This is a genomic window from Rhizobium sp. NLR10b (assembly GCF_019685435.1).
Lineage (GTDB): Bacteria > Pseudomonadota > Alphaproteobacteria > Rhizobiales > Rhizobiaceae > Rhizobium.
Map to the genome: position 1 here is coordinate 131,965 of NZ_JABDWV010000013.1, position 23,014 is coordinate 154,978.

25 protein-coding genes are annotated in these 23,014 nt (G+C 61.0%); 15 read left to right on the forward strand and 10 right to left on the reverse strand.

Going from position 1 to position 23,014, the window contains the following annotated elements; genetic code table 11:
• Position 1: 1 nt before the first annotated feature.
• Positions 2 to 751, reverse strand: a complete 750-nt coding sequence (locus tag HJB91_RS21535; RefSeq protein WP_221123412.1) for a GH25 family lysozyme — start codon at positions 749 to 751, stop codon at positions 2 to 4.
• Between the two features lie 319 nt (positions 752 to 1,070).
• Here HJB91_RS21535 and cysS point away from each other — a divergent pair, with 319 nt between their 5' ends.
• The 7 genes from cysS to rarD all read left to right on the forward strand — a co-directional run bounded on the left by cysS (position 1,071) and on the right by rarD (position 7,852).
• Positions 1,071 to 2,447, forward strand: coding sequence for a cysteine--tRNA ligase (gene cysS / locus HJB91_RS21540; RefSeq protein WP_221123413.1), 1,377 nt, complete (start codon positions 1,071 to 1,073; stop codon positions 2,445 to 2,447).
• Between the two features lie 151 nt (positions 2,448 to 2,598).
• Entirely contained in the window at positions 2,599 to 3,078 is a 480-nt protein-coding gene (locus HJB91_RS21545) for a GFA family protein (protein WP_221155863.1), read from the forward strand.
• Positions 3,078 to 3,569 carry a GFA family protein gene (locus tag HJB91_RS21550; RefSeq protein WP_210628453.1) on the forward strand — a complete coding sequence of 164 codons (492 nt, stop codon included), beginning with the start codon at positions 3,078 to 3,080 and terminating at the stop codon, positions 3,567 to 3,569. The genes HJB91_RS21545 and HJB91_RS21550 overlap by 1 nt, the downstream gene beginning before the upstream one ends.
• Positions 3,559 to 4,035 carry a GFA family protein gene (locus HJB91_RS21555; protein ID WP_210628454.1) on the forward strand — a complete coding sequence of 159 codons (477 nt, stop codon included), beginning with the start codon at positions 3,559 to 3,561 and terminating at the stop codon, positions 4,033 to 4,035. The genes HJB91_RS21550 and HJB91_RS21555 overlap by 11 nt, the downstream gene beginning before the upstream one ends.
• Positions 4,032 to 4,994 (forward strand): prolyl aminopeptidase, encoded by a 963-nt coding sequence (gene pip / locus HJB91_RS21560; protein ID WP_221155864.1) that lies wholly within the window; start codon positions 4,032 to 4,034, stop codon positions 4,992 to 4,994. Before HJB91_RS21555 ends, pip begins: the two co-directional genes overlap by 4 nt.
• Positions 4,995 to 5,171: 177 nt before the next feature.
• Positions 5,172 to 6,785 carry a citramalate synthase gene (gene cimA, locus HJB91_RS21565; protein ID WP_210628456.1) on the forward strand — a complete coding sequence of 538 codons (1,614 nt, stop codon included), beginning with the start codon at positions 5,172 to 5,174 and terminating at the stop codon, positions 6,783 to 6,785.
• A 149-nt stretch (positions 6,786 to 6,934) separates the two neighbouring features.
• The gene (gene rarD / locus HJB91_RS21570) at positions 6,935 to 7,852 is read left to right on the forward strand and encodes an EamA family transporter RarD (protein WP_221123417.1); all 918 of its coding nucleotides are present in this window, start codon (positions 6,935 to 6,937) and stop codon (positions 7,850 to 7,852) included.
• 33 nt (positions 7,853 to 7,885) lie between these two features.
• On the opposite strand, the gene HJB91_RS21575 is transcribed toward rarD, so the two are convergent.
• The 3 genes from HJB91_RS21575 to HJB91_RS21585 form a co-directional block, all read right to left on the reverse strand.
• A complete protein-coding gene (locus HJB91_RS21575; protein ID WP_221155865.1) occupies positions 7,886 to 8,818 on the reverse strand; it encodes a hypothetical protein in 933 nt (310 codons plus the stop codon).
• Between the two features lie 90 nt (positions 8,819 to 8,908).
• Complete coding sequence (locus HJB91_RS21580) at positions 8,909 to 9,916, reverse strand: alpha/beta hydrolase (protein WP_210628459.1); 1,008 nt, start codon at positions 9,914 to 9,916, stop codon at positions 8,909 to 8,911.
• Positions 9,909 to 10,802, reverse strand: a complete 894-nt coding sequence (locus HJB91_RS21585; RefSeq protein ID WP_221155866.1) for an MBL fold metallo-hydrolase — start codon at positions 10,800 to 10,802, stop codon at positions 9,909 to 9,911. The genes HJB91_RS21580 and HJB91_RS21585 overlap by 8 nt, the downstream gene beginning before the upstream one ends.
• A gap of 89 nt (positions 10,803 to 10,891) precedes the next feature.
• Here HJB91_RS21585 and HJB91_RS21590 point away from each other — a divergent pair, with 89 nt between their 5' ends.
• A complete protein-coding gene (locus tag HJB91_RS21590; RefSeq protein ID WP_221155867.1) occupies positions 10,892 to 11,827 on the forward strand; it encodes a LysR family transcriptional regulator in 936 nt (311 codons plus the stop codon).
• A gap of 40 nt (positions 11,828 to 11,867) precedes the next feature.
• Here HJB91_RS21590 and HJB91_RS21595 read toward each other — a convergent pair whose 3' ends face one another.
• On the reverse strand, positions 11,868 to 12,491 hold the full coding sequence (locus tag HJB91_RS21595) for a TIGR00730 family Rossman fold protein (RefSeq protein WP_210628462.1): 624 nt from the start codon (positions 12,489 to 12,491) through the stop codon (positions 11,868 to 11,870).
• A 154-nt stretch (positions 12,492 to 12,645) separates the two neighbouring features.
• Between HJB91_RS21595 and HJB91_RS21600 the strand changes: the two genes are divergently transcribed.
• Entirely contained in the window at positions 12,646 to 14,712 is a 2,067-nt protein-coding gene (locus tag HJB91_RS21600; protein WP_221123422.1) for a LysM peptidoglycan-binding domain-containing protein, read from the forward strand.
• A gap of 210 nt (positions 14,713 to 14,922) precedes the next feature.
• Positions 14,923 to 16,803: an ABC transporter ATP-binding protein/permease gene (locus tag HJB91_RS21605; RefSeq protein WP_210628464.1), complete on the forward strand. Its 1,881-nt coding sequence runs from the start codon at positions 14,923 to 14,925 to the stop codon at positions 16,801 to 16,803.
• 87 nt (positions 16,804 to 16,890) lie between these two features.
• On the opposite strand, the gene HJB91_RS21610 is transcribed toward HJB91_RS21605, so the two are convergent.
• The 3 genes from HJB91_RS21610 to HJB91_RS21620 are packed head-to-tail and all read right to left on the reverse strand — an operon-like array spanning position 16,891 to position 18,218.
• Positions 16,891 to 17,502: an ATP-dependent Clp protease proteolytic subunit gene (locus HJB91_RS21610; protein WP_210628465.1), complete on the reverse strand. Its 612-nt coding sequence runs from the start codon at positions 17,500 to 17,502 to the stop codon at positions 16,891 to 16,893.
• A 45-nt stretch (positions 17,503 to 17,547) separates the two neighbouring features.
• Complete coding sequence (locus HJB91_RS21615; protein ID WP_210628466.1) at positions 17,548 to 17,907, reverse strand: SRPBCC domain-containing protein; 360 nt, start codon at positions 17,905 to 17,907, stop codon at positions 17,548 to 17,550.
• Positions 17,904 to 18,218, reverse strand: coding sequence for a helix-turn-helix transcriptional regulator (locus HJB91_RS21620; protein WP_184453300.1), 315 nt, complete (start codon positions 18,216 to 18,218; stop codon positions 17,904 to 17,906). Before HJB91_RS21620 ends, HJB91_RS21615 begins: the two co-directional genes overlap by 4 nt.
• Positions 18,219 to 18,400: 182 nt before the next feature.
• Between HJB91_RS21620 and HJB91_RS21625 the strand changes: the two genes are divergently transcribed.
• The 3 genes from HJB91_RS21625 to HJB91_RS21635 all read left to right on the forward strand — a co-directional run bounded on the left by HJB91_RS21625 (position 18,401) and on the right by HJB91_RS21635 (position 20,537).
• Complete coding sequence (locus HJB91_RS21625) at positions 18,401 to 19,204, forward strand: phosphatidylserine decarboxylase (protein WP_259665395.1); 804 nt, start codon at positions 18,401 to 18,403, stop codon at positions 19,202 to 19,204.
• A 56-nt stretch (positions 19,205 to 19,260) separates the two neighbouring features.
• The gene (gene pssA / locus HJB91_RS21630; RefSeq protein WP_064801555.1) at positions 19,261 to 20,106 is read left to right on the forward strand and encodes a CDP-diacylglycerol--serine O-phosphatidyltransferase; all 846 of its coding nucleotides are present in this window, start codon (positions 19,261 to 19,263) and stop codon (positions 20,104 to 20,106) included.
• Between the two features lie 284 nt (positions 20,107 to 20,390).
• Positions 20,391 to 20,537, forward strand: coding sequence for a hypothetical protein (locus HJB91_RS21635; RefSeq protein WP_164517774.1), 147 nt, complete (start codon positions 20,391 to 20,393; stop codon positions 20,535 to 20,537).
• A gap of 159 nt (positions 20,538 to 20,696) precedes the next feature.
• On the opposite strand, the gene HJB91_RS21640 is transcribed toward HJB91_RS21635, so the two are convergent.
• Positions 20,697 to 21,461, reverse strand: a complete 765-nt coding sequence (locus tag HJB91_RS21640; protein WP_221155868.1) for an SOS response-associated peptidase — start codon at positions 21,459 to 21,461, stop codon at positions 20,697 to 20,699.
• A 65-nt stretch (positions 21,462 to 21,526) separates the two neighbouring features.
• Positions 21,527 to 21,847 carry a YnfA family protein gene (locus HJB91_RS21645; protein WP_210628470.1) on the reverse strand — a complete coding sequence of 107 codons (321 nt, stop codon included), beginning with the start codon at positions 21,845 to 21,847 and terminating at the stop codon, positions 21,527 to 21,529.
• Between the two features lie 182 nt (positions 21,848 to 22,029).
• Between HJB91_RS21645 and HJB91_RS21650 the strand changes: the two genes are divergently transcribed.
• Positions 22,030 to 22,446 (forward strand): NUDIX hydrolase, encoded by a 417-nt coding sequence (locus HJB91_RS21650; protein WP_085859061.1) that lies wholly within the window; start codon positions 22,030 to 22,032, stop codon positions 22,444 to 22,446.
• Positions 22,447 to 22,504: 58 nt separating this feature from the next.
• Positions 22,505 to 22,921 (forward strand): TIGR02301 family protein, encoded by a 417-nt coding sequence (locus tag HJB91_RS21655; protein WP_210628472.1) that lies wholly within the window; start codon positions 22,505 to 22,507, stop codon positions 22,919 to 22,921.
• Positions 22,922 to 23,014 lie beyond the last annotated feature (93 nt).

The following is a 23,014-nucleotide window of genomic DNA, read 5'->3' on the forward strand; positions in this document are numbered from 1 at the left end:
TTCAGTTCGCGGCAACGGCCGGGAACAGATGTGCGAAATCTGTTTCGGCGGGGCATAGGACATTGAGGTCCACTGGTCCCCGGATGCCGTCCAGGGCGCCATTGTCGGCAAATTGCCAGATCGACCAGCGATTGCACCCCTCCTGCGTCGGCTCGTCGAACACGCTTCGCAGCCAGAGGTAGTGCTCGGGGAAGCGGGCCTCATTGCCCTTCAGATATTGATCGAAGAATTCCTGCGTGACGTAGAAGATCGGCTTTTCCGGAAAGATGGCTTTCAGTTCGGTGACGAAGGCATTCACCTCCGTCGCCATCTCATCGACCGTCGGGACCTTGTTGCAATTGCCGACGAATTCCAGATCGATGGCGATAGGCAGGGTGCGCGGCGCCTTCTGCACCGTCGCCAGTACATTCTGCGCCTGTTCCCTGCCCGGGCGGCAGAAGATGAAGAAATGGTAGGCGCCTCTCACCACCCCAGCATCTCCGGCACGCTGCCAGTTCTCGGCAAATCTCGAATCCTTGTGATCGCCGCCTTCGGTCGCCTTCATGATTGCAAAACGCACGTTCGGCTGCGCGGCCACCGTCGTCCAATCAATGTCGCCCTGGTGATGGCTGACATCGATGCCTTGGATTGGATACTGCGATAAGGACGGATAGTTGAAGCGAAGCATGCCGAAATCGTATGCGAAATATGCGGCGGATGCGACCACCAGAATTGCAGCCGCACCGATCGTCCATCGAACAACGCTTGCCACTCATTCCCCCGTGTTTTCAGCAGCTTTTGAAGCGGCTATACGCGATTTGCGCCACGAAAATGGCAGACAAGCCTCAGGGGACGCACGGCATCGGAGAGGTCGTTCCAGTTGCCGCCGATCCTTCCTCGCCCCTCTTGACCAAACGTCATTCCCGCGCCATAAAACGCGGCATGAAAACGGTTATCTGCATTATCTGCGGAAAGATTATTCGCTAGCGCACGCGCTGGCCTGGCCGTTTTCGTCTCCCCAATAGTCAAGATGCGAAACGCCCGGCCTGCCGGTCGCGATATTTTTCTGATCGTGCATTTGGGAGAGTGAAATGGGCCGCACGCCGGAACTGAGGCTGTACAACACGCTGACGCGGGAAAAATCGGTCTTCGCGCCGATCGACCCCGACAATGTCCGCATGTATGTCTGCGGCCCGACGGTCTATGATTTCGCCCATATCGGCAATGCCCGGCCGGTCATCGTCTTCGACGTGCTGTTCCGGCTGCTGCGCCATGTCTATGGCAGAGATCACGTCACCTACGCCCGCAACATCACCGACGTCGACGACAAGATCAATGCGCGGGCGCTCAGAGATCATCCGGAGCTGCCGCTGAACGACGCGATCCGCGCGGTCACCGAAAAGACCGAGACACAGTTTCACGCGGATGTCGCCGAACTCGGCTGCCTCGAGCCGAATGTCGAGCCGCGCGCCACCGACAATATCGCCGAGATGATCCAGATCATCGAAAAGCTGATCGGCAACGGGCATGCCTATGTGGCGGCAGGCGAAGTGCTGTTCGACACCAGATCCATGGCCGATTACGGCCAGCTCTCGAAGCGGCCGCTCGACGAACAGCAGGCCGGCGCCCGCGTCGCCGTCGATGCGCACAAGAAGTACCCGGGCGATTTCGTGCTCTGGAAGCTCTCGAGCCACAACGAACCCGGCTGGGAGAGCCCCTGGGGCCGCGGCCGGCCCGGCTGGCATATCGAGTGCTCCGCGATGAGCCGGCGCTACCTCGGCGATGTCTTCGACATTCACGGCGGCGGGCTGGACTTGATCTTCCCGCATCATGAAAACGAGATCGCCCAGTCGCGCTGCGCCCACGGGACGGAGGTGATGGCGAATGTCTGGATGCACAACGGCTTCGTGCAGGTCGAGGGCCGCAAGATGTCGAAATCCGAGGGCAATTTCATCACCATCCACGAGCTGCTGCACACGCAAACCTTCGGCGGCCGCAAATGGCCGGGCGAAGTGCTGCGTCTTGCCATGCTGATGACGCACTACCGTGAGCCGATCGATTTCTCGATCAAACGGCTGGAGGAGGCCGAACGCCTGCTCGCCAAGTGGCCTGCGACGGAAGCCGGCGATGCCGAGCCTGACGAGGCCGTGCTCCATGCCCTTGCCGACGACCTCAATACGGTCGCGGCGGTGCAAGCGCTGCATGCGCTGGCGCAATCCGGCAACGATGCCGTCTTCGCCGCAAGTGCGGCGCTCCTCGGAGTGCTGCCGAAGAAGGTCGAAATCGATGAAGCCTTCGCAGCAGCGGTCGATGCGCTGGTCGCTATGCGTCTCGAAATGCTGAAGGCGAAAAACTTCGCCGAGGCAGACAAGGTTCGCGACGAGCTGACGGCAAAGGGCATCCAGCTGAAGGACGGTAAGGATGTGGTGACCGGCGAGCGGGTGACGACGTGGGAGGTCAAGCGGTGATCGGCGAAGTTGCCGCAAATACCCCTCCCCAACCCCTCCCGACAAGGGTGAGGGGCTGCGATGCCACGCTGCTTCGAAGCAACCTCCCGGCAATCGCAAATATGGGAGGGGTCTTCTCTTTTTTATCGGCATCCTGGCGGAGGGACCTGCCATGACCAAGACCTATACCGGCGGCTGCCAGTGCGGGGCGATCCGTTTCCGCGTCAGCGGCGAACTCAAGGATTCGTCGATTTGTCATTGCCGCATGTGCCAGAAGGCGTTCGGAGCCTATTATGCACCGCTGGTCTCGGTGCGCGGCGCAGACTTTGAGTGGACGCGGGGGGAGCGCAAAAGGTACCGCTCATCGAATTTCGTCGAGCGCGGTTTCTGCGGCGATTGCGGCACGCCGCTGACCTATGAGGCGCCGGACGGAATGGCGATTGCGGCGGGCGCGTTCGACGATCCGTCGCAGCTGCCGCCGACCATTCAATGGGGTCTGGAAGGCAAGATCGGCTTCGTCGATCATCTGCACGAACTGCCGGGAGAACGGACCGAGGCGGATCTGACGGCGGGCTCCTTCCTGCACGAACTGATTTCCTACCAGCACCCCGACCACGATACGCCGGTCTGGCCGCCGGAGGAGCGTGCCTGATGGAAACGGCGAGACAGACCGGCGGATGCCAGTGCGGCGCGGTTCGCTATCGCGCGCTGGGCGAACTGGGTTATCCCCATATCTGCCATTGCCGCATGTGCCAGAAGGCAGCCGGCAATTATTTCCTGCCGCTCGCTGCGGCCAAGCGCGAGCGTTTCCAGCTGACGCGCGGCGAACCGAAGTGGTTCCGCTCCTCCGATCTCGTCCGGCGCGGCTTTTGCGGCGATTGCGGCACGCCGCTGTTTTACGATATTCCGGAAGCGGACTTCATCAACATCGCGCTCGGCTCGCTTGATGAGCCCGATAAGGTCAAGCCCGTGATGCAATCGAACACCGGGCGCAAGGTGTCGTGGTTCCACACACTCGACGGCCTGCCGGTGGAACCAGAGCCTGAAACGCCCGACCGCGAGGAGGCGATCGCGGCAAGTAACCATCAGCACCCGGATCAGGACACTTCCCATTGGCCACTCGGAGAAACACATGACGGATAAGATCAGAACAGGCGGATGCCAGTGCGGCGCCGTGCGCTTCCGCATATCGGGCCAGTTGGGGCGGCCGTCGATCTGCCATTGCCGCATGTGCCAGAAGCAGTTCGGCGGCTTCTTCTCCGCGCTGGTCACAGCACCGGAGGAAGGGATGGAATGGACGCGCGGCGAGCCGAGCTATTTTCAATCCTCGGTCAATATCGATCGCGGCTTCTGCAGCAATTGCGGCACGCCGATGACCTACCGGCATCCAGGTGGGCTGGAGCTTGCGATCGGCACCTTCGACGACCGCAGCGATCTCGCGCCGCAGATCCAGGTCAATTACGAGGCCCGCCTGCCCTGGGTCGAGGAAATCTTCGACGCTCCTGTTTATAAGGACCCGGATTTCTACGCGCGGCAGGAGGCGATCATCTCCTTTCAGCATCCCGACCACGACACCCGGGCGTGGCCCGCGAAAGGCGTGAAAATATGACCGAGGTATTGCGCACGCTCTATCCCGAAATCGAAGCCTATGCCTCCGGCCATCTCGATGTCGGCGACGGCCATGTGATCTACTGGGAACGCTCGGGAACGCCCGGCGCCAAACCAGCCGTCTTCCTGCATGGCGGCCCGGGCGGCGGCATCTCGCCCGCCCACCGCCGGCTTTTCGATCCGGCTCGCTACGACGTCATGCTGTTCGACCAGCGCGGCTGCGGCAAGTCGACGCCGCATGCGGAACTGAATGCCAACACGACCTGGCACCTCGTCGCTGATATCGAGCGGCTGCGCGAAATGGCCGGTGTCGACCGATGGCAGGTGTTTGGCGGCTCCTGGGGCTCGACGCTGGCGCTCGCCTATGCCGAAACGCATCCCGCGCGCGTGTCCGAGCTCATCCTGCGCGGCATCTACACCCTGACGAAGGCCGAGCTCGATTGGTACTACCAGTTCGGCGTCTCGGAAATGTTCCCGGATAAGTGGGAACGCTTCATCGCTCCCATTCCCCCGGAAGAGCGGCATGAAATGATGCATGCCTATCATCGCCGTCTGACGCACGAGGACCGGAACGTGCGCCTTGAGGCCGCGCAAGCCTGGAGCATCTGGGAAGGCGAAACGATCACGCTGCTGCCGGAGCCGGCGACCAGCGGCAAATTCGAGGAGCCGGAATTCGCCTATGCCTTCGCGCGCATCGAGAACCACTTCTTCGTCAATGCCGGCTGGATGGACGAAGGGCAGCTGATCCGGGATGCGGGCCGCCTTAAGGACATTCCGGGCGTGATCGTGCATGGTCGCTACGATATGCCCTGCCCTGCCAAATATGCCTGGCTGCTACACAAGGCCTGGCCGAAGTCGGAGTTCTACCTGATAGAGGGTGCGGGCCATGCCTATTCGGAGCCGGGGATTCTCGATCAGTTGATCCGGGCGACGGATAAGTTTGCCGGGAAGCCGGACTGATGATTTGGGGCAGCCCCTCACCTTAACCCTCTCCCCGCTCGCGGGGAGAGGGGACGTGCCCAGCGAGACGCTCCGGCATATATCTTCTCCCCCGTCAGAACGGGGAGAAGGGGGCGGCAGCCGGATGAGGGGCAGCATCCGCAGTACAACAACACCCGCTCGCCGGGAGGAAACGACATGAAAGAACGCATCTATCTGTTCGACACGACGCTTCGGGACGGGCAGCAGACGCCCGGCATCGACTTTTCCGTCGAGGACAAGATTGCGATCGCCGACATGCTCGATGAGTTCGGCCTCGATTACGTCGAAGGTGGATATCCCGGCGCCAATCCGACGGACACCGCCTTCTTCAGCGAGAAGCGCACGAGCCAGGCCACCTTCGTCGCCTTCGGCATGACGAAGCGGGCAGGCGTTTCGGTCTCCAACGATCCAGGCATCGCCGGGCTGCTGCAGGCCAAAAGCGACGCTGTCTGTTTCGTCGCCAAGAGCTGGGACTATCATGTCGCGGTGGCGCTCGGCTGCACCAACGAGGAAAACCTCGAATGCATCGCCGAAAGCGTCAAGGCGGCGGTCGGCGCCGGCAAGGAGGCGATCGTCGACTGCGAACATTTCTTCGATGGCTTCAAGGCCAATCCGGCCTATGCGATCGCTTGCGCGAAGACGGCCTATGAAAACGGTGCGCGCTGGATCGTGCTCTGCGACACCAATGGCGGAGCGCAGCCGCCGGAGGTCCGCGCCATCGTCGAAGCGGTGATCGCGTCAGGTGTTCCCGGCCGCTGTCTCGGCATTCACGCTCACAATGACACCGGCCAGGCGGTCGCCAATTCGCTTGCTGCCGTGGAAGCCGGCGTCCGGCAGATCCAGGGCACCTTGAACGGTATCGGCGAGCGCTGCGGCAACGCCAATCTGGTGACGCTGATCCCGACCCTGGCGCTGAAGAGTGCCTACAACAGCCGTTTCGAAACGGCGATCGACGAGGAACGGCTGCTCAACCTCACCCGGCTCTCGCACGCCTTCGATGAGTTGCTCAACCGCTCGCCGGATCACCAGATGCCTTATGTCGGCGCCTCCGCCTTCGCCACCAAGGCCGGCATCCATGCTTCCGCTCTGCTGAAAGATCCGCGCACTTACGAACACGTGCCGCCGGAAAGCGTCGGCAATTTCCGCAAGGTCATGGTGTCGGACCAGGGCGGCAAGGCGAACTTCATCAATGCCCTCAAGCGGCGCGGCATTATCGTCGCCAAGGACGATCCGAAGCTCGATCTCCTGATCTCGATCGTCAAGGAACGTGAATCCATCGGCTATGCCTATGAGGGAGCGGATGCGAGCTTCGAGTTGCTGGCGCGCCGCACGCTCGGTACGATCCCGGAATTCTTCACCATCGAAGGCTTCCGGGTGATGATCGAGCGCCGCTTCGACAGTCTTGGCCGCGTGAAGATCGTTTCGGAGGCGGTGGTCAAGATCACCATCGACGGCCAGACGCTGATGTCGGTTGCCGATGCAGAAGGCCCGGTCAATGCGCTTGACCTCGCACTGCGCAAGGATTTCGGCAAGTATCAGCATGAAATCGACGATCTGGTGCTCGCCGATTTCAAAGTGCGCATCCTGAATGGCGGCACGGAGGCGATCACCCGCGTGCTGATCGAATCCACCGACAGCGACGGCGTGCGCTGGTGGACGGTCGGCGTCTCGGAGAACATCATCGACGCGTCGTTCCAGGCGCTGATGGACTCTGTTATCTACAAGCTGATGAAGAACCGGCAGTTGGCCGGCAGGATCGCGGCGGAATAATCCCATCCCGCCGGTTCGGCTAACCGCGGGCAAACGCCGCCAGTGTCTCGCCCCAGATCCATCGAGGGTCGGTTCAACGAAATGAATTGGCCTATTCACGGCGCTTAAGCTAGGCCGGATCAGAAGAAGAACAAAGATGGAAACACCCGATGTCGACCGATGCATCCGTTCCGTTAATCAAGAACGAAGACAGTCCGCGCGGTTTCGCCTTTGCGCTGACAGCCTATCTGCTCTGGGGCTTCCTGCCCTTCTACATGAAGGCGGTGGCGCATATTCCGCCGGCCGAAGTCATCGCCCACCGCATCGTCTGGTCGCTGCCGCTGGCCGGGATCGTGTTGGTTCTGCTCGGGCGAACAGCCGATATCCGCGCGGCACTGCGCTCGCCGCGCATGCTGGCGATGGGCGCGCTGACCGCGTCGTTGATCACCGTCAACTGGGGCACCTATGTCTGGGCGATCGGCGCCGGCCATTCGCTTGATGCAGCGCTTGGCTATTTCATCAATCCGCTGTTCAGCATTTTCCTCGGTGCGGTGCTGCTCAAGGAGAAGCTGCAACCGCTGCAGATCGCAGCGATCGCGCTGGCGGCGCTTGCCGTCGCCATTCTCGCATTGGACAGCGGCGGCATTCCATGGGTAGCGGTGACGCTGGCGGTCAGCTGGGGTTTTTATGCCCTGCTCCGCAAGACGCTGCCGCTAGGGCCCAACCAGGGCTTCTTCCTCGAGGTCCTGATTCTCAGCGGGCCGGCGCTCGTCTACATCCTCTATCTCGAATATGGCAGCGGTCTTGGCCATTTTTACCGTACCGGCCTTGCCGACACGTCGTTGCTGCTCGGCTGCGGTGTCGTCACCGCCGTGCCGCTGATGATCTATGCCAACGGCGCCAAACTCCTGAAGCTCTCAACGATCGGCATCATGCAGTATATCGCGCCGACGATGATCTTCCTGATCGCCGTCTTCGCCTTTCACGAGCCGCTCGGCATGGCGCGCATGATCGCTTTCCCGCTGATCTGGGCGGGACTGTTCCTCTATAGCTGGTCGATGCTGAAGGGAAGCCGAGGAAGGGAGTAGCCATCGCGCTTATCGCAAATCCGACCGCCTGGCTCAAAGCCAGGATAGCAGCGCTGTGCGGACGAGGATTCCGGCCAATGCGCTGAAGACGGCGACGCCTGCGACCGAGCGGAGCGCCGGCACCGAAGCGACAAGGATGGAGAGGCCGGGAAGGTCGAGAGGGTTTAGCAGAAATGCGGATCCGTGAATGATTTTCTCAGGCGGAAGGCTCAGTTGCTTGTGGGCGTCGATTAACAGCGTGACCGCTGCGCTCGATCCTGCCAGACACTTTGTGAGGATGAACAGGACATCCTGCTGCGAGGCGCCGAGCAGCTGAACCAATGGCTGCGCAGCAGACGTGACGGCCGAAAGCGCGCCTGTGCTCTGGGTAAGCCTTACCAGAGCAAGTGAGATCACGAGCATCGGCAGGATCGCAGAAATGACGCCAATGGCATCCGCGCCGCCGCGATTGATCGCAGCCAGCAGATCATGCCTTGCGACGTCGCGGTCATCCGCCCTGTCGCAGGAACAGATCTTTCCGGGCAAGGAACGGCGTCCAACGATCCAACAGGCGAGAGTGGACGCAACGAGCGCTCCGCAAATGCCGTTTAAGATGATCAAACCCGGATCGACCCCGAGGCTTGCGAGCGGAAAACTGGCATTCGCCGGTGCGGCCGCAAGCACCGCGGCAAAGGCGGCGGCAATAAATTTCTCCGATCTTCCTTTGTGCACCATCAGCGACAGGGCGGCGACAGGGGCAGCCGAACTGACGAGGCTGAGCTGGATGATTGCCAAGGCCCCGAAACCGTCCAGACCGAAAAGTCGGAAGAGCGGGCTGGCCTTGTCGGCGATCGATCGCAGTGCACTCACGCCCTCGAGGTAGCGCATCAGCGAAAACGTCACGATCATGAGCGGCAGAAAGGTGAATATCGCGATGTCGACGGCACTTCGTCCGGCATCCAAAATGGCGGTGATCAGAATTGTCATGGGAACGACTGGATTGATGGCCGTGAACGCTGCCGGCTTGAGGGAGGACGAGGGCTCCGGATTCGCTACCGGAGCCCCGTCGTTCAGACTCTATTCCGGTTTGAATGCTTCATCGAAGAAGCGGGCGATCTCGGAATAGGCCTGCATGCGGTGGCTCTCCATGAGAGCGAGATGCGTTGCCTCCCCGATTTCTACCCATCGCCTGTAGAAGGCGCCGGTCAGTTGCTCGAAATAGGCCCGAGCTAGGTCAAGCGGAACGTCGATGTCCCATTCGCCGTGCAACAGCAGCACCGGCGCGCGAATCTCGCTCGGCCGATAGTAGGGGTTTCCAGCTCTCCAATAGGTTCGGATGTCCTGGATCGGCCCATTGGTGGCTCGCAGTCTGCCTTGCTCCCTGTCGGCCTGCGACGTCTCCTCCGAGAGGGTCAATTCGGCCCAGAGGTCGAACCAGCCCTCGGGCACAAGACGTTCACGCGCGTATTCGGGTGCGGTGCCCAGCCAGCGCGCCAGGACCGCATGGACCGGAACAAGCCTGTAGGAGCCGAGGGCGCCACCCTGATCGATGGGGATGGGAACGTCACTCAGCCATTGCGGCGCGAGCAGCGCCAGCTTGACGACCTTGTCTGGGTTGCGCGCAGCGTATGCGCCGGCAACGGTACCGCCCCACGACATTGCGAAGACACTGACGGCCCTCAGGCCGCGAAGCCGGAGAACGAAATCGACAGCCGTTGCGAAATCGGCGACGCCGGTGTCGGTGGCGACAAGCGGCGGGTTGAGGTCGGGGTTCGCCTGCATTTCCGGCGGGCGGGTTGATTTTCCATAGCCCCGGACATCAACTGCAAAGACATCGAAGCCGCGAAGAGCGAGGAAGTCGATGAAGGACATCCCGTTGAAGGGTACGTCGTAGAGACTTCCGGACGAGAAGGTCGCCCCATGCACCATCACGATTGTTTTCTCCGCGAGAAAGTCCTCGTGGTCTTTCCTTCGCTTGTTGCGGAGATAGAGCTTGATGCCTTCGGTTCCGCTATCGATGTAATGCTCCTCAAATACGATCTCGCCGCGGTCAAAAGCTGAAGATGCAAGATTGTTCTTAGACATAGGACCACCTGAATTTTTCGCCGTCGCGGGTGACATATCCGGCAGACGAACCGGGGAAATGGGTGGAGAAGTACAGGGCGCGATTATCGGCTGCGAGTTCGAGGATGCGGCGTCTCGACTGGGCAGCCTGATCCAGGAATTCGCAGAAGACCGTGTTGAGGTCGGGCCGCTCCACCTGGATCGGATGGTGTGTGACATCGCCCGCGAAGATTGCCGCTTCATTGTCCGCCTCGAGCAGAACGGACATATGGCCGATGCTGTGGCCAGGCGTCGGCAAGAAGGAAAATCGATCCAGGAAAGGACCGCCTGCGCCGTCGATGACATCGGCAAGCCCCGCCTCGATCACTGGCCGCACGCTGTCTTCATAGACGCCGGCACTCGGAATGTTGACGTCGTTGTGGCTCGCCGTCGACGCGTAATATTCCTGCTCGGCGCGCGGGAAGACGTAACGCGCATTTTTGAAAGTGGGGATCCATCTTCCGTCCTCGAGCACGGTATTCCAACCGGAATGATCAACGTGAAGATGGGTATTTATGACGAAGTCGACGTCTTCGGGCTCTACACCCGCCTGACGCAGCCTGTCGAGAAACGGAATGGTCTGATGGTGAAAGCCGGGATTGCGCGGCCTTTCCTTGTCGTTACCCGAACCAGTATCGATGAGGATGACGTGGTCGGGCGTAATGACAAGCCAGCTGTGAATGCTCACCACAAGGGCATCGCGGCCCTCTTCCATATCGACGGCGGAAAGCCGCGGCTCGAGGGCCTTGATCTCTTCAGATCCGGCAGCCGGGTAGAGAAACGAGGGCGGGATGTTGTGCAGATACTGCTCCTGCACTTTTCTCACTGTCGCGCCGGCAATACGATATTCCTTTCCAAGATCGCTCATGGAACTTCCTTTCGAGTTGAATTGGAACCGGGGACAGCGCTGTCTGATGCCTATGGACAATAGGGAAGATTCATGCAACGATCAAATCGATGAACGAAATTGTCTCCATCGATCATTTCAATTTGTGGTCTTTCGACCTCAACCTGCTCGTGGCTTTCGACGCGCTCATGAAGGAGCGGAGCGTTACGAAAGCTGCTGTTCGCCTGAAAATCCAGCAGCCTGCCATGAGCCACAATCTCGGCACGCTCCGTACATTGCTTCAGGACGAGCTGTTCGTGCGTGTCGGCCAGGTCATGAAGCCGACCCATCGGGCGCTGCGTTTCGCCGAAGCGGTGGAGCAGATACTCAGCCACACCCAGCAGGCGATCGTAACGCCTGCGACCTTTGAGCCAGGACAAGCCGAGCAGATATTCCGCATCGGCTTTTCCAGTGAGCTTGAGGTGCTGCTTGTGCCGCGTCTCGCCGCTGTGTTGAACGAGATAGCCCCCGGTATCAAAGTGCTTGCGCGAGCGGTCGACCCCGAGCTTGTCCACAAGCTTCTGGACGACAACATCATCGACCTCGGCGTCGGCTGCTATGATGACGGCAACAACAGACATCGGCGGAGCCTGCTGTTCGAGCAATCGCTAATGTGTTGCTACAATCCGAAGCTTCTCGATCTTCCCGAAATTTTGGATCGCGACAGCTATGTCGGGCTCAAGCATGCCCTGGTTTCACAGAAGGACGCCATCGAAGGATGCATCGATGATGCCTTGAAGCGGATCAACGTGCGACTCGACGTGTCGGTGGCTGCGCCGGAATTCCTGACCGTGCTTACCGCTGTCCTCGAAGCGCCCCTGATCGCGACCCTGCCGACCAGAATCGTGAAGCGGTATGCCGGCCTGTTCGGCTTGGCGATAGCCGAAGTTCCCCTCGATCTAGCGGTAAGCCCGATATCGATGGTCTGGTCGGCGGCAAGCGACAATGATCCCGCCAACCGATGGATGCGATCTCAGGTGACGGAGCTTGTTTCCGCCTATAGCTGAATAGAGATAGGCTGGTCAGTGCCAGGGGTTCCTACCCTGCCTACATTTTGGAGATCACTTCGTCCTCGCCCTCGCGATCGGCGGCGAGCTGGGCGGCCTGGGCCATGATTGCCGGAATGATGCCGGCGACGTCGTCGACGACGAGCGGCTGCACCCGATGAGCGGTGTGCAGGAAGCCTTCTTCCGTCATATGGCGCATCAGTTCCATCATCGGATCCCAGAAACCGTTGATATTGGCAAAGACCATCGGCTTTTCATGACGGCCAAGCTGCGCCCAGGTCATGATCTCGACGATCTCCTCCAGCGTGCCGATGCCGCCGGGCAAGGCGACGAAGGCATCGGAACGCTCGAACATCGTATGTTTGCGCGCGTGCATGTCAGGGGTTACAATAAGTTCGTTGAGCTGACCGAGCGAATGGCGAGTCGCTTCCATATCGATCAGAAATTCCGGGATGATACCCGTCACCTGACCGCCGCCTGAAAGCACCCCGCTCGCAACCGCGCCCATGATGCCTTTGGTACCTCCGCCGTAGATGAGGCGCAGGCCGTATTCGGCGATCTCTCTTCCGAGAGCACGCCCGGCCGCCATGTGGGAAGGATCGCGTCCCGGCCTTGAGCCGCAGTAAACGCAGATGGATCGAATCGGTACAGATTGTTCGGTCATAGGGCAAAACAACTATTCCATTTCAATGCAGTCAAGAAAATTGACTGAAAAGAAGCATGCCGAGCTTGCCAAATTGCGTTGAATGCTTGTGAAAAGCATCGGAAATCGCTAGCAATTTCGGTTACTACGGCAAATTGCCGCCTTGGGAGACATAATGATGAAGAACCGTGCCGGCTTGCTGGCCCTTGCAGTGCTCGTAATCGCAATCCTACTCATGGTATTCTTCGTCATGCCGCGCATCGGCGGCGATGCATCCAAAGTCGGCGACGCCATCAACCAGGCGGGCACGGAGCTCAAGAACACGGTTAACGAAGCGGCAAAGACATCACGCTCTGCCGTGGCCGACTCGGCTGCGGTCGGCGATCAGGTTAGACGCCTTTCGGCCGATGCCGGCATGGCGCTCGGCGAGCTGAAGGCGCTGTTCGCCGACGGCAAAGGCCCAGCCACCGATGTCTTCACAGCCGCCAAAACCAAGGCCATGAATACGCTCACCGCACTTGTCGGCTTCACCGTTCCCGAGGGCATCGATCCCGCAACACAGGCCATTGCCGCCAAGGCCAAGGAAGGCGGTGCCAAGGCGCTCGCCATCGTGCAGTCGCTGCCGGAAAACATCGCCGATGCGCCTGCCGCGATTGCCAAGGCCGAAGCTGCGCTGATCGGCGCGCCGGAGCCAGCCTCTGCCGCGACCGCGGCGGCCGCAAATTCCGGCTCGAAGGTTCCCGCCTTCGACGTCCTGCGCGTCGAGCCTGATGGATCGACCGTCATCGCCGGCTCCGCCGAGCCGAACGGTAAGCTCGAAGTACTCGACGGCGAAAAGGTGGTGACGACGGCCGATGTCGGCCCGAGCGGCGATTTCGCCGCCGTCCTCGACGACCCGCTTCCGGCCGGGGACCACCAACTCGTGCTCAAGGTGACGGGCAAGGATGGCAAGACCGCTCTTTCCGAAGAAGTCGCCACCGTTTCCGTGCCGAAGGACGGCAATGCCGCCAACCTGCTCGCCATGGTCTCCAAGCCCGGCGCGGCGAGCCGCATCATCACGGCGCCGACGGGCGGCACCGAGGTCGCCGACGCCGCCAATCCATTGGCGCCGGCTGCCGACAAGCCGGCAACCAGCGAGGCTGCGACTGCTCCCGCTGCAGCCGACGCGCCTTCCGCAACAGCAGCACCGACCGGTGAGCTGGCGCTGCAGACGCCCGGTCTGCCCGGCGCCTCCGCCGGTGGGACAGACGCGGCGCCGGCTGTTCCCGGTGCTGGCGAAACCGACAAGGCCACTGCGCCCGATGTGATGGTCAACGCCGTGGAGATCGAGGGCAACAAGATCTTCATTGCGGGCATGGCTCGGGCCCACGCCAAGGTCCTCGGTTATGCCGACGACAGCCTTGTCGGCCAGGACACGGCCGGTCCCGACGGCCATTTCGTCATCGACGGCGTCGCGGCCCTTTCGGTCGGCGATCATAAGATTCGCGTCGACGTCGTCGATCCCGCGGGCAAGGTGATCGTGCGGGCCGCGGTGAACTTCAATCGCCCGGCCGGCGATCAGGTGCGGGTTGCTGCTCAAGCCGGCCCCGCCGATGCAAATGGTGCTTCCTCGATGGTGCCGCTCGACGAAGGTGAACTCGGCAAACTCAAGGCCGAAGCCGGCAAGGCGTTCGGGCTTTTGAAGGGGCTGTTTGCCGATGGCAAGCTGCCCGGCGACGAACAGCTGGCGGCGGCGCGCTCGGCAACGGAATTCGCGCTGCGGTCTGTCGCCGACTTCCGCCCGGCAGCCGATGCGTCCGACAGCTTCAAGCAGGCCTCCGGCTCCTCCTCGCAAACCGCCGCCAAGGCGCTGAAAATGCTGCAGGATCTGCCGAAGGATGCAAAATCGGTCGGCGCCGGGCTCGACGGGTTGGGTGTGATCATCGGTGAACTGACCGACACGCCCGCACCGGCCGCGCCCACCGCAAACGATGCTGCGAGCAATCAGCCGAAGACGATCGAACAGGCGCCGCTGACGGCAAACAATGCGGCGGTCATCATCCGCCGCGGCGACACGCTGTGGCAGATTTCTCGCCGCACCTACGGCCTCGGCGTGCGTTATACAACGATCTACATCGCCAACGAGGACAAGATCGTCGACCCTGATCGCATCCGTCCCGGCCAGATTTTCGGCCTGCCGAAGGATGCGCTGCCGAACGCCGAGGAACTGCACCGCAAACGGCTCTCCAAGCAGCACCTCTAAAAGGTAGCGCCTTAAGCGCAACGCGACATGATGAGACCGGGCGGGAGAAACGCCCGGTCTCACTTTTCCCGGCCCCTGTACGTGTTGCATTCCTCGATCCGACGCCCTATCTGCCGGTGGCGGTTCGGGATTCAGGTAAGCGCGCCAGGCGCGCCCCTGCCCTACGCCTTGCCGGACATCGAAGCAAATCATCCGGACTGGAGACACGGCATGGCAAACGGCAAGACAGTTTCGGAATCACACCTGCTGCGGACGCTATTCAACCTCTGGCCCTATATGTGGCCGGCCGGGCGAACCGACCTCAAGATGCGGGTCGTCTGGGCGTCGGTCTATCTGCTGATCTCCAAGTTCGTCCTGCTGCTCGTCCCTTATTTCTTCAAGTGGTCCACCGATGCACTGAACGGCAGGATGGACCTCGCAGGCGGCGCGGTACCGCCGCTCCTTGCCGGCGCCATCGCCCTCGTCATCGCCTATAACGTCACCAGGCTGATCCAGCTCGGCCTCAACCAGCTGCGCGACGCGCTCTTTGCCAGCGTCGGGCAACATGCGGTGCGCCAGCTCGCCTACAAGACCTTCGTGCACATGCACGAGCTGTCGCTGCGTTTCCATCTGGAGCGAAAGACCGGCGGGCTGTCGCGCATCATCGAGCGCGGCACCAAGGGCATCGAGACGATCGTGCGCTTCACGATCCTCAATTCCGTTCCGACCGTCATCGAATTTTTGTTGACGGCGGTGATCTTCTGGTGGGGCTACGGCTTCTCCTATCTTGCCGTCACCGCCTTTACCGTCTGGGCCTATATCTGGTTTACGATCCGCGCATCCGACTGGCGCATCGCCATCCGCCGCTCGATGAACGACAGCGACACTGACGCCAACACCAAGGCGATCGACTCTCTGCTCAATTTCGAAACCGTCAAATATTTCGGCAACGAGGAGATGGAGGCCAAACGCTTCGACAAGTCGATGGAACGCTACGAGAAAGCGGCGACCGACGTCTGGACGTCGCTCGGCTGGCTGAACTTCGGCCAGGGTGTCATTTTCGGTATCGGCACCACCATCATGCTGGTGCTGTCGGCGCTGGCGGTGCAGCGCGGCGAGCAGACGGTTGGCGATTTCGTCTTCGTCAATTCGATGCTGCTGCAGCTTTCCGCGCCGCTCAATTTCATCGGTTTCGTCTACCGCGAAATCCGCCAGGGTCTGACCGACATCGAGCAGATGTTCGATTTGCTCGAGGTGAAGGCGGAGGTCAAGGATGCCCCCGGCGCGGCCGAGCTTCGGATCCACAAGGGCGCGATCTCCTTCAAGGATGTACACTTCGCTTACGATTCGGCGCGTCCGATCCTGAAAGGCATTTCCTTCGAGGTGCCGGCCGGCAAGACGGTCGCGGTGGTGGGGCCGTCGGGCGCCGGAAAATCGACGCTGTCGCGCCTGCTCTACCGTTTCTACGATATCCAGAGCGGCACCATCACCGTCGACGGCCAGGATATCCGCACCGTGACGCAGAAGAGCCTGCGCTCTCATATCGGCATGGTGCCGCAGGATACCGTGCTGTTCAATGACACGGTCGCCTACAATATCCGCTACGGCCGCACGTCGGCGAGCGATGGCGAGGTGTTTGCGGCGGCCGAGGTGGCGCAGATCGCCCATTTCATCGAGACGCTGCCCGAAGGCTTCGATACCAAGGTTGGCGAGCGCGGGCTCAAGCTTTCCGGCGGCGAGAAACAGCGTGTGGCGATCGCCCGCACCATCCTCAAGGCGCCGCCGATCCTGATCCTCGACGAAGCGACATCGGCCCTCGATACGACGACGGAACGGGAAATCCAGACGGCCCTCGACGTGGTTTCGAAGAACCGGACGACCTTGGTCATCGCCCACCGGCTTTCGACCGTCATCGGCGCGGACGAGATCATCGTGCTCAAAAGCGGCGAGATCGCCGAACGTGGCACGCATGCCGCCCTTCTCGAAAGGAACGGCCTCTATGCCTCGATGTGGAACCGCCAGCGTGAGGCGACGCAGGCGGAGGAGCATCTGAAGCAGGTGCGCGACAGCGACGAGATGGGCGTGATCACGCGGCTTGCCCCGGCAGGCTGAAGCGGGAGGCGGTAGCGTTACCCAGCCACTAACGTAAATGTGGAATCGCTGGAACGATCTTCAGCAATCGTTTTTTTGCGGCAAGGCTTATAGGCTGCTGGTGTCTTCCCGAACCTTCAGAATACGGTCTATAAGACCCCATTCAAGCGCTTCCTCCGCCGTCATGAAGCGGTCGCGATCCATCCCGCGCTCAAAGTCGTCGTAGGAACGTCCGCAATGCTCCGCGTAGAGCCGCGTCATGCGTTGCTTGGTCTTTAAAATTTCCTCGGCATGAATCAACATGTCGGAAGCCTGTCCTTGAAAGCCGCCGGAGGGCTGATGAATGAGGATACTGGCATTGGGCAATGCGGCTCTTCCGCCGGGTTCGCCTGCCATCAGCAGGAACGATCCCATTGAACGGGCCGTCCCCATGCAAAGTGTATGTACCGGCGCACGGATGAAGCGCATGGTGTCGTACATGGCCAGGCCGCTGGTCACGCCGCCGCCCGGCGAATTGATATAGAGGTTGATGGGCTTTTTCGGGTTTTCCGCTTCCAGAAACAGCAGTTGCGCGCAGACGAGCGCCGAAACGGTATCGTTCACCTCGCCATTGAGGAAGATAATCCGCTCGCGCAGAAGCCGGGAATAGATATCAAAGGATCGCTCCCCCCGGCTGGACTGTTCTATGACCATAGGGACGAGTTGCATCGCTTCGCGCATCGGCGACCTCCAGACTTTCAGAAGCTAAGGGGAAGGCTCGCCGGGTCAGGCGGCGAGCATGAGAGGCGGGCTGTTGCCGTTCGCCGGCGCTCTTGTCCTTCCATCGAATCTTGCGTCCGTCAGTTGGTGGACGATCCGAAGGCAGGTGCCGCCAATGGCATTCGGGGTGATCGTGAATGTCACAATACTTTCAAGGAAAGGCGGGGTATCGTCACGCAGCTTGTAGCGAACTTCCTGGCCCGGGGTGACGGTGATCGCATCGGGATCAGCCAATGCTTCCTTCGGCAACCATCTTTCCCGAAGTTCAGGAACGGTGACGGCACGCCAGACCTTTTGCGGCGGATCGCCCAAGTCAAACTCCAACTCGACGCCGCTATCCTGCTCCTTGGTCTTCCCTTTGTTCATTGATCCATGTCCTTCAGCAAGACTTTGAGTGCTGCGATACGCTCCGGCCAATAGGCGCGGTATTTTGCGAGCCACTGGGCGATGAGAGCCAACCCATCGGGGTTGACTTCGTAATTCACGAAACGCCCCTGTCGTTCTTCCCTCACGAGCTTTGCACTGCGCAGAACCGCGAGGTGTTGCGACATCGCCGGCTGGCTAATCTCCATGCCCTCGCGCAAGGCACTCGCGTTCATGCTCCCTGCCGCCAGCTTCTCAAAGATCGCACGGCGGGTCGGGTCTGCCAAAGCTCGGAAAAAGTCATTCTCGATCATGAAAACACATAAGCACGTACTTATGCGATTCGCAAGCAATTTCGAGGCAGCTTTCTGTTGCTGCGGAAATCCTAGCCGATGTCCGCATCGGGCCGAAGCCGGTCAAAAGCTACATAGTGGGATCATAAAACCTTAGCGATTCCACATTTACGTTAGTGGATGGGTAGCGTTACCGGCTTTTGTTGTTCAGAACCACGACGGCGGAACCAGGGCCAGGGTCGCAGCATTGCTCAGGAGCTGGTTTTTCGCTAACCAGCAAAAACCGAAAAGCAAGGAGACCGGCAGCCATGAGCCTGTTCAACACGGTTCGCAACACGATCGTGCCCGTGCACAAGGAGGGTTACCCCTTCGTCGCCGCCTTCTTCGTCGCATCGCTGGTGCTGGGCTGGATCTTCAAGCCGCTCTTCTGGATCGGCATGATCTTCACGCTTTGGTGCGCCTATTTCTTCCGTGATCCCGATCGGGTGACCCCGCAGGACGACGATCTCGTGATCTCTCCCGCCGACGGCAAGGTCTCGGCGATCCAGATGGTGACCCCGCCGGCAGAGCTCGACCTCGGCTCCGAGCCGATGCTGCGCATTTCCGTCTTCATGAACGTCTTCAACTGCCATGTGAACCGGGCGCCGATGCGCGGGCGCATCGTCAGCATCAACTACCGCTCCGGCAGCTTCGTCAACGCCGAACTCGACAAGGCGAGCGAGGACAACGAGCGCAACGGGCTGGTGATCGAAACGCGGCACGGCCAGATCGGCGTCGTGCAGATTGCCGGCCTCGTGGCGCGGCGTATTCTTTGCTGGGCAAACACCAACGAGCCGCTGGACGCCGGCGAACGTTTCGGACTGATCCGTTTCGGCTCGCGGCTCGACGTGTTCCTGCCCGCCAGTGCGGCGCCACGCGTCTCGCTCGGTCAGACGGCGATTGCCGGGGAAACCGTCATCGCCGAATTCGCCTCCGCCAAGGGTCCGGTCATCAGCCGCCGCAGCTAAAGCGCGGAACCTCCGCGCCTTTGCCGGAATTGCTCAAGGAACGATTGGAACGCGACATGGAAACACCCTTTCCGCCTTTCGAGCCAAACGGCCCGGATGATTCCGCCCGCGGCCCACGCCTGCGCGAGATTCCGTTCCGCCTCGTCTTTCCGAACCTCATCACCATTCTGGCGATCTGCGCAGGCTTGACCGGCATCCGGCTCGCTTTCGAGAACCGTTACGAACTCGCCGTCGCAATGGTGCTGCTCGCCGCCTTCCTCGACGGCATCGACGGGCGCGTGGCGCGGCTGATGAAGGCGACTTCGAAGTTCGGCGCGCAGATGGATTCGCTTGCCGATATCGTCAATTTCGGCGTTGCGCCTGCTCTCGTCGTCTATGTCTTCGCGCTCGACCAGGCCCGCTCGCTCGGCTGGATCGCCGCGCTGATTTATGCGATCGCCGCCGGCCTTCGCCTTGCTCGCTTCAATGTCATGGCTGAGCGCGAAAACAAGGCGAGCTGGCAATCGGAATATTTCGTCGGAGTTCCCGCGCCGGCCGGCGCCATGCTGGTGCTGCTGCCGGTCTATCTCGGCTTCCTCGGCCTGGCGACGGACCGCACCTTCGCCTATCTCTCTTCGGTCTATACCGTTGCCATCGCCTTCCTGCTCATCAGCCGGCTGCCGGTCTGGTCGGGCAAATCTGAAGGCAACCGCTTGCGGCGCGATCTGGTGCTGCCGATGATGCTCGGTGTTGTGCTCTATGTGGCCCTGCTGATGAGCTACACCTGGGAGGTAATGGTCTTCACCGTTGCCGCCTACCTCGTCTCCCTTCCCTTCGGCGCTCGCAGATGGCGGCGGAAATATGGAACCCTGACGATCGAAGAACCCGGCGTCGGCGACGACGATATCGGCCGGCACATCTGACCTGCGCGCGCTTCCGGATTCTCCCGGGCCACGGAATTGCTTCTCTCCCTGTTGTCGCCTGTTCCCGGACATACGCCCACGCGTCTTCCCGGGGAAAACCGCTCTGCGGTTTTTTTGGAACCGCAACCTTCAGTAAGTATTAACCAACGTAGGCTTCAGTTAAGCCTCGCGAATTATGGTGGGCGTTCACAAATCCTGATAAGCGACGCCGCCGTTTTGTCGCTATTTCCGACGAAAAGCAAAATTACAAAATACCCAGGGAAGCAACACGCAAGGAGAGTATCGTGACTTCGAAGAAGAGCAGTACCGGCGAACAACAGGCGGCCAAGCCAGACCTCGCCGCCAACTATCGCCCGGTCGGCTTGAAGGCCGTTGCCGCCGCATCGCTGATGGCAAAGAACAAGCCGGACAGCGTCAAGAAATCCGCTTGAAGCGCCGAGCTTCGAACAGCAGTCATCCGCGCTTCACGTTCGGTTTCTGGCCCATCCGGCATGGCGTCATCCCAAGACTGCGGCATGGCTCTCGTGACCTGCCTTAAGCATCGCGGGTGAGCCGAACAGCGGCCGTGCCGGAAGCGGCCGGTCCCGCTTTTAGAAAAAGCTGAGCTGGCCGTGATCCGGCCCTTGTTTCGCAGGCGCCTCGAGCGGTGTTTCGACGACGATCAACTCCTGCAGGTCCGGCCCCATATTGGCAACCTTGTCGACCTTGTCGGAAACCGGGATGGCCTCGAAAAAATCGGCCTGAGCAGGCTGCATCAGGTCGACCACCTCGCGCGGTTCCTGCGTCTTGCAATCGAGCCAGCGCGAGAAGTCCTCCGGTTTTATGACGACAGGCATGCGATCGTGGATCGCGGAGATGCCCGCATTGGCTGACGTCGTGAGGATCGCACCAGTATCGACCTCCGAACCGTCGGCCGAAGACCATGTCTCCATCAGTCCCGCGAAGGCGATGACCCCGCCCCGGCGCGGCCTGATCCAATAGGCCTGCGGCTTGCGGCTGCTCTCCTTTGACGGGCGCTGCCATTCGTAAAAACCTGAGGCCGGAATAAGCACGCGTCGATGACGCATCGCCGCCCGAAAGGAGGCCTTGCCGATCGCGGTCTCGGCGCGCGCGTTGATCAGCAGCGGGAAATCCTTCGGGTCCTTGACCCAGCCCGGCGTGAAGCCCCAGCGCACGAGTACGGCGCGCCGGTCGGGCAGGTTGCTGGCCCGCTCCCTGCCCTCGCCTGCGATGACGACGAGGATCGGCTGCGTCGGGGCGATGTTGTAGCGCGCCGGAAAATCGTCGAGATCGAGACCGGAGAAGAAGTTGCGCAGGTCGGCGCTGGAACTTGTCAGGGCGAAACGTCCACACATCGGCCCGTCTTTGCATCCGGCCCGAGTCCGGTCAAGGCGTACTGCATGCTTTTGCGTGACGTGTTTCAGGCTCGCGGCGCAAAGAGGATGACGCTCGCTCCGGCGAGGCAGATCAGTCCGCCGCCGATATCATAACGATCGGGCACGCGGCCTTCGATCAGCCACAGCCAGAAGAGCGAGGCGAGAACATAGATGCCGCCATAGGCTGCGAAGGTTCGACCGGCGGCATCGCTCGGCACCAACGTCAGAAGCCAGGCGAAAAACGCGAGCGAGATCATGCCCGGCGCCAGCCACCAGATGGGCTTTTCAAGCTTCAGCCACGCCCAGAAGGCGAAACAGCCGGCGATCTCGAAAACGGCGGCAAAGGCGTAAATGAGATAGGTCACGCAAAGCCCTTTCGAATATTTTGACTTCTTGTTGCACAGATATCGTTATCTCAGGAACCGCTGTGGAGATTTTTGGGGGTTGTCTCGGGCGCTATCCCACACGAAAATCGGGCAGGGCCCGCAGCCGCGACCCGCAATCATCAGCCCGTCAGATCGAACAGGCCGTCACAGCAAGAGCAGCCATGACCTCCACCGCCAAAGCCGCCTCCTCCGCCATTCTCGAACGCGACGGGCGATTCCTTCTGGTGTTGCGACGCAACCCGCCCTCTGCCGACATGTATGCCTTTCCCGGCGGGCGCGCCGAGCCGGGCGAAACGCCGGAGCAGACGGCGCTGCGGGAGTTCCGCGAGGAAACCGGCATCTCGGCGCATAATCCGCGGCTGTTTTCAACTTATGACCTCAAGACGCATGGGCCGGATGGCAGCATTAGGAGTCATTTCTTCCTGTCAGTCTTTTGCGTCGACGCCGACCGGGAAATGGTGGCGGAAGCCGCCGACGATGCGGCGGCGCTTGGCTGGTATACCGTGGAGGAGATCCGGCGGCTGCCTGTGCCGCAAAGCGTGCTCGAATGCGCGGAACGGCTGGCGGGCGGTGAATAGAAGTGGAAACTTTCAAGGGCGCCTTGTTGCCGTCACGCTCAACGTATCAACTGGAAGCATGATTCCCGTTCGACGCGTTGTCCTGTCTCTGCTCGTGCTTGCCGGCCCTGCCATGGCGCAGGGCAAGAATACGGCGCCTGCGCAGGAGGAGATTGCGCCGCCGGTCGCGACCGTGCCCTATGACGACAAGCTGGCGCGGCTCGCAGAAGTGCTGGGTTCGGTGCATTATCTGAGAACGCTTTGCAAGGCGCCGGGCGGGGATGAGTGGCGGGAAGGCATGAAGCAACTGCTCGATTCGGAGACAGGCAACGAACCGCAGCGCAAGGAAAGGCTCACCGCCGCCTTCAATCGCGGCTACCGAACCTTCGCGTCCGTCTACACGGATTGCACCCCGGCGGCCATCGTGGCAGAAGAGCGCTACCGTAACGAAGGTGCAACACTCGCCACAGAAATTACCTCGCGCTTTGGAAATTGACGTTTAATTAACCTGTTTTCGCATGCGGACGTGTCGTTTTGGGAAAAGGCTGTTAGTGTTATTAACGGTGCAGTAAGACATGAGAAGTTCTGA

Bases quoted from the DNA above. Each gene is read 5' to 3' on its own strand.
- HJB91_RS21640 (WP_221155868.1), bottom strand. From the start codon at position 21,461: ATGTGTGGACGTTTCGCCCTGACAAGTTCCAGCGCCGACCTGCGCAAC.
- HJB91_RS21605 (WP_210628464.1), top strand. From the start codon at position 14,923: ATGGCAAACGGCAAGACAGTTTCGGAATCACACCTGCTGCGGACGCTA.
- HJB91_RS21575 (WP_221155865.1), bottom strand. From the start codon at position 8,818: ATGACAATTCTGATCACCGCCATTTTGGATGCCGGACGAAGTGCCGTC.
- HJB91_RS21595 (WP_210628462.1), bottom strand. From the start codon at position 12,491: ATGACCGAACAATCTGTACCGATTCGATCCATCTGCGTTTACTGCGGC.
- HJB91_RS21545 (WP_221155863.1), top strand. From the start codon at position 2,599: ATGACCAAGACCTATACCGGCGGCTGCCAGTGCGGGGCGATCCGTTTC.
- HJB91_RS21580 (WP_210628459.1), bottom strand. From the start codon at position 9,916: ATGTCTAAGAACAATCTTGCATCTTCAGCTTTTGACCGCGGCGAGATC.
- HJB91_RS21550 (WP_210628453.1), top strand. From the start codon at position 3,078: ATGGAAACGGCGAGACAGACCGGCGGATGCCAGTGCGGCGCGGTTCGC.
- HJB91_RS21650 (WP_085859061.1), top strand. From the start codon at position 22,030: ATGACCTCCACCGCCAAAGCCGCCTCCTCCGCCATTCTCGAACGCGAC.
- HJB91_RS21615 (WP_210628466.1), bottom strand. From the start codon at position 17,907: ATGAACAAAGGGAAGACCAAGGAGCAGGATAGCGGCGTCGAGTTGGAG.
- cysS (WP_221123413.1), top strand. From the start codon at position 1,071: ATGGGCCGCACGCCGGAACTGAGGCTGTACAACACGCTGACGCGGGAA.
- HJB91_RS21620 (WP_184453300.1), bottom strand. From the start codon at position 18,218: ATGATCGAGAATGACTTTTTCCGAGCTTTGGCAGACCCGACCCGCCGT.
- pssA (WP_064801555.1), top strand. From the start codon at position 19,261: ATGGAAACACCCTTTCCGCCTTTCGAGCCAAACGGCCCGGATGATTCC.
- pip (WP_221155864.1), top strand. From the start codon at position 4,032: ATGACCGAGGTATTGCGCACGCTCTATCCCGAAATCGAAGCCTATGCC.
- HJB91_RS21585 (WP_221155866.1), bottom strand. From the start codon at position 10,802: ATGAGCGATCTTGGAAAGGAATATCGTATTGCCGGCGCGACAGTGAGA.
- HJB91_RS21655 (WP_210628472.1), top strand. From the start codon at position 22,505: ATGATTCCCGTTCGACGCGTTGTCCTGTCTCTGCTCGTGCTTGCCGGC.
- rarD (WP_221123417.1), top strand. From the start codon at position 6,935: ATGTCGACCGATGCATCCGTTCCGTTAATCAAGAACGAAGACAGTCCG.
- cimA (WP_210628456.1), top strand. From the start codon at position 5,172: ATGAAAGAACGCATCTATCTGTTCGACACGACGCTTCGGGACGGGCAG.
- HJB91_RS21555 (WP_210628454.1), top strand. From the start codon at position 3,559: ATGACGGATAAGATCAGAACAGGCGGATGCCAGTGCGGCGCCGTGCGC.
- HJB91_RS21590 (WP_221155867.1), top strand. From the start codon at position 10,892: ATGAACGAAATTGTCTCCATCGATCATTTCAATTTGTGGTCTTTCGAC.
- HJB91_RS21600 (WP_221123422.1), top strand. From the start codon at position 12,646: ATGATGAAGAACCGTGCCGGCTTGCTGGCCCTTGCAGTGCTCGTAATC.
- HJB91_RS21610 (WP_210628465.1), bottom strand. From the start codon at position 17,502: ATGCGCGAAGCGATGCAACTCGTCCCTATGGTCATAGAACAGTCCAGC.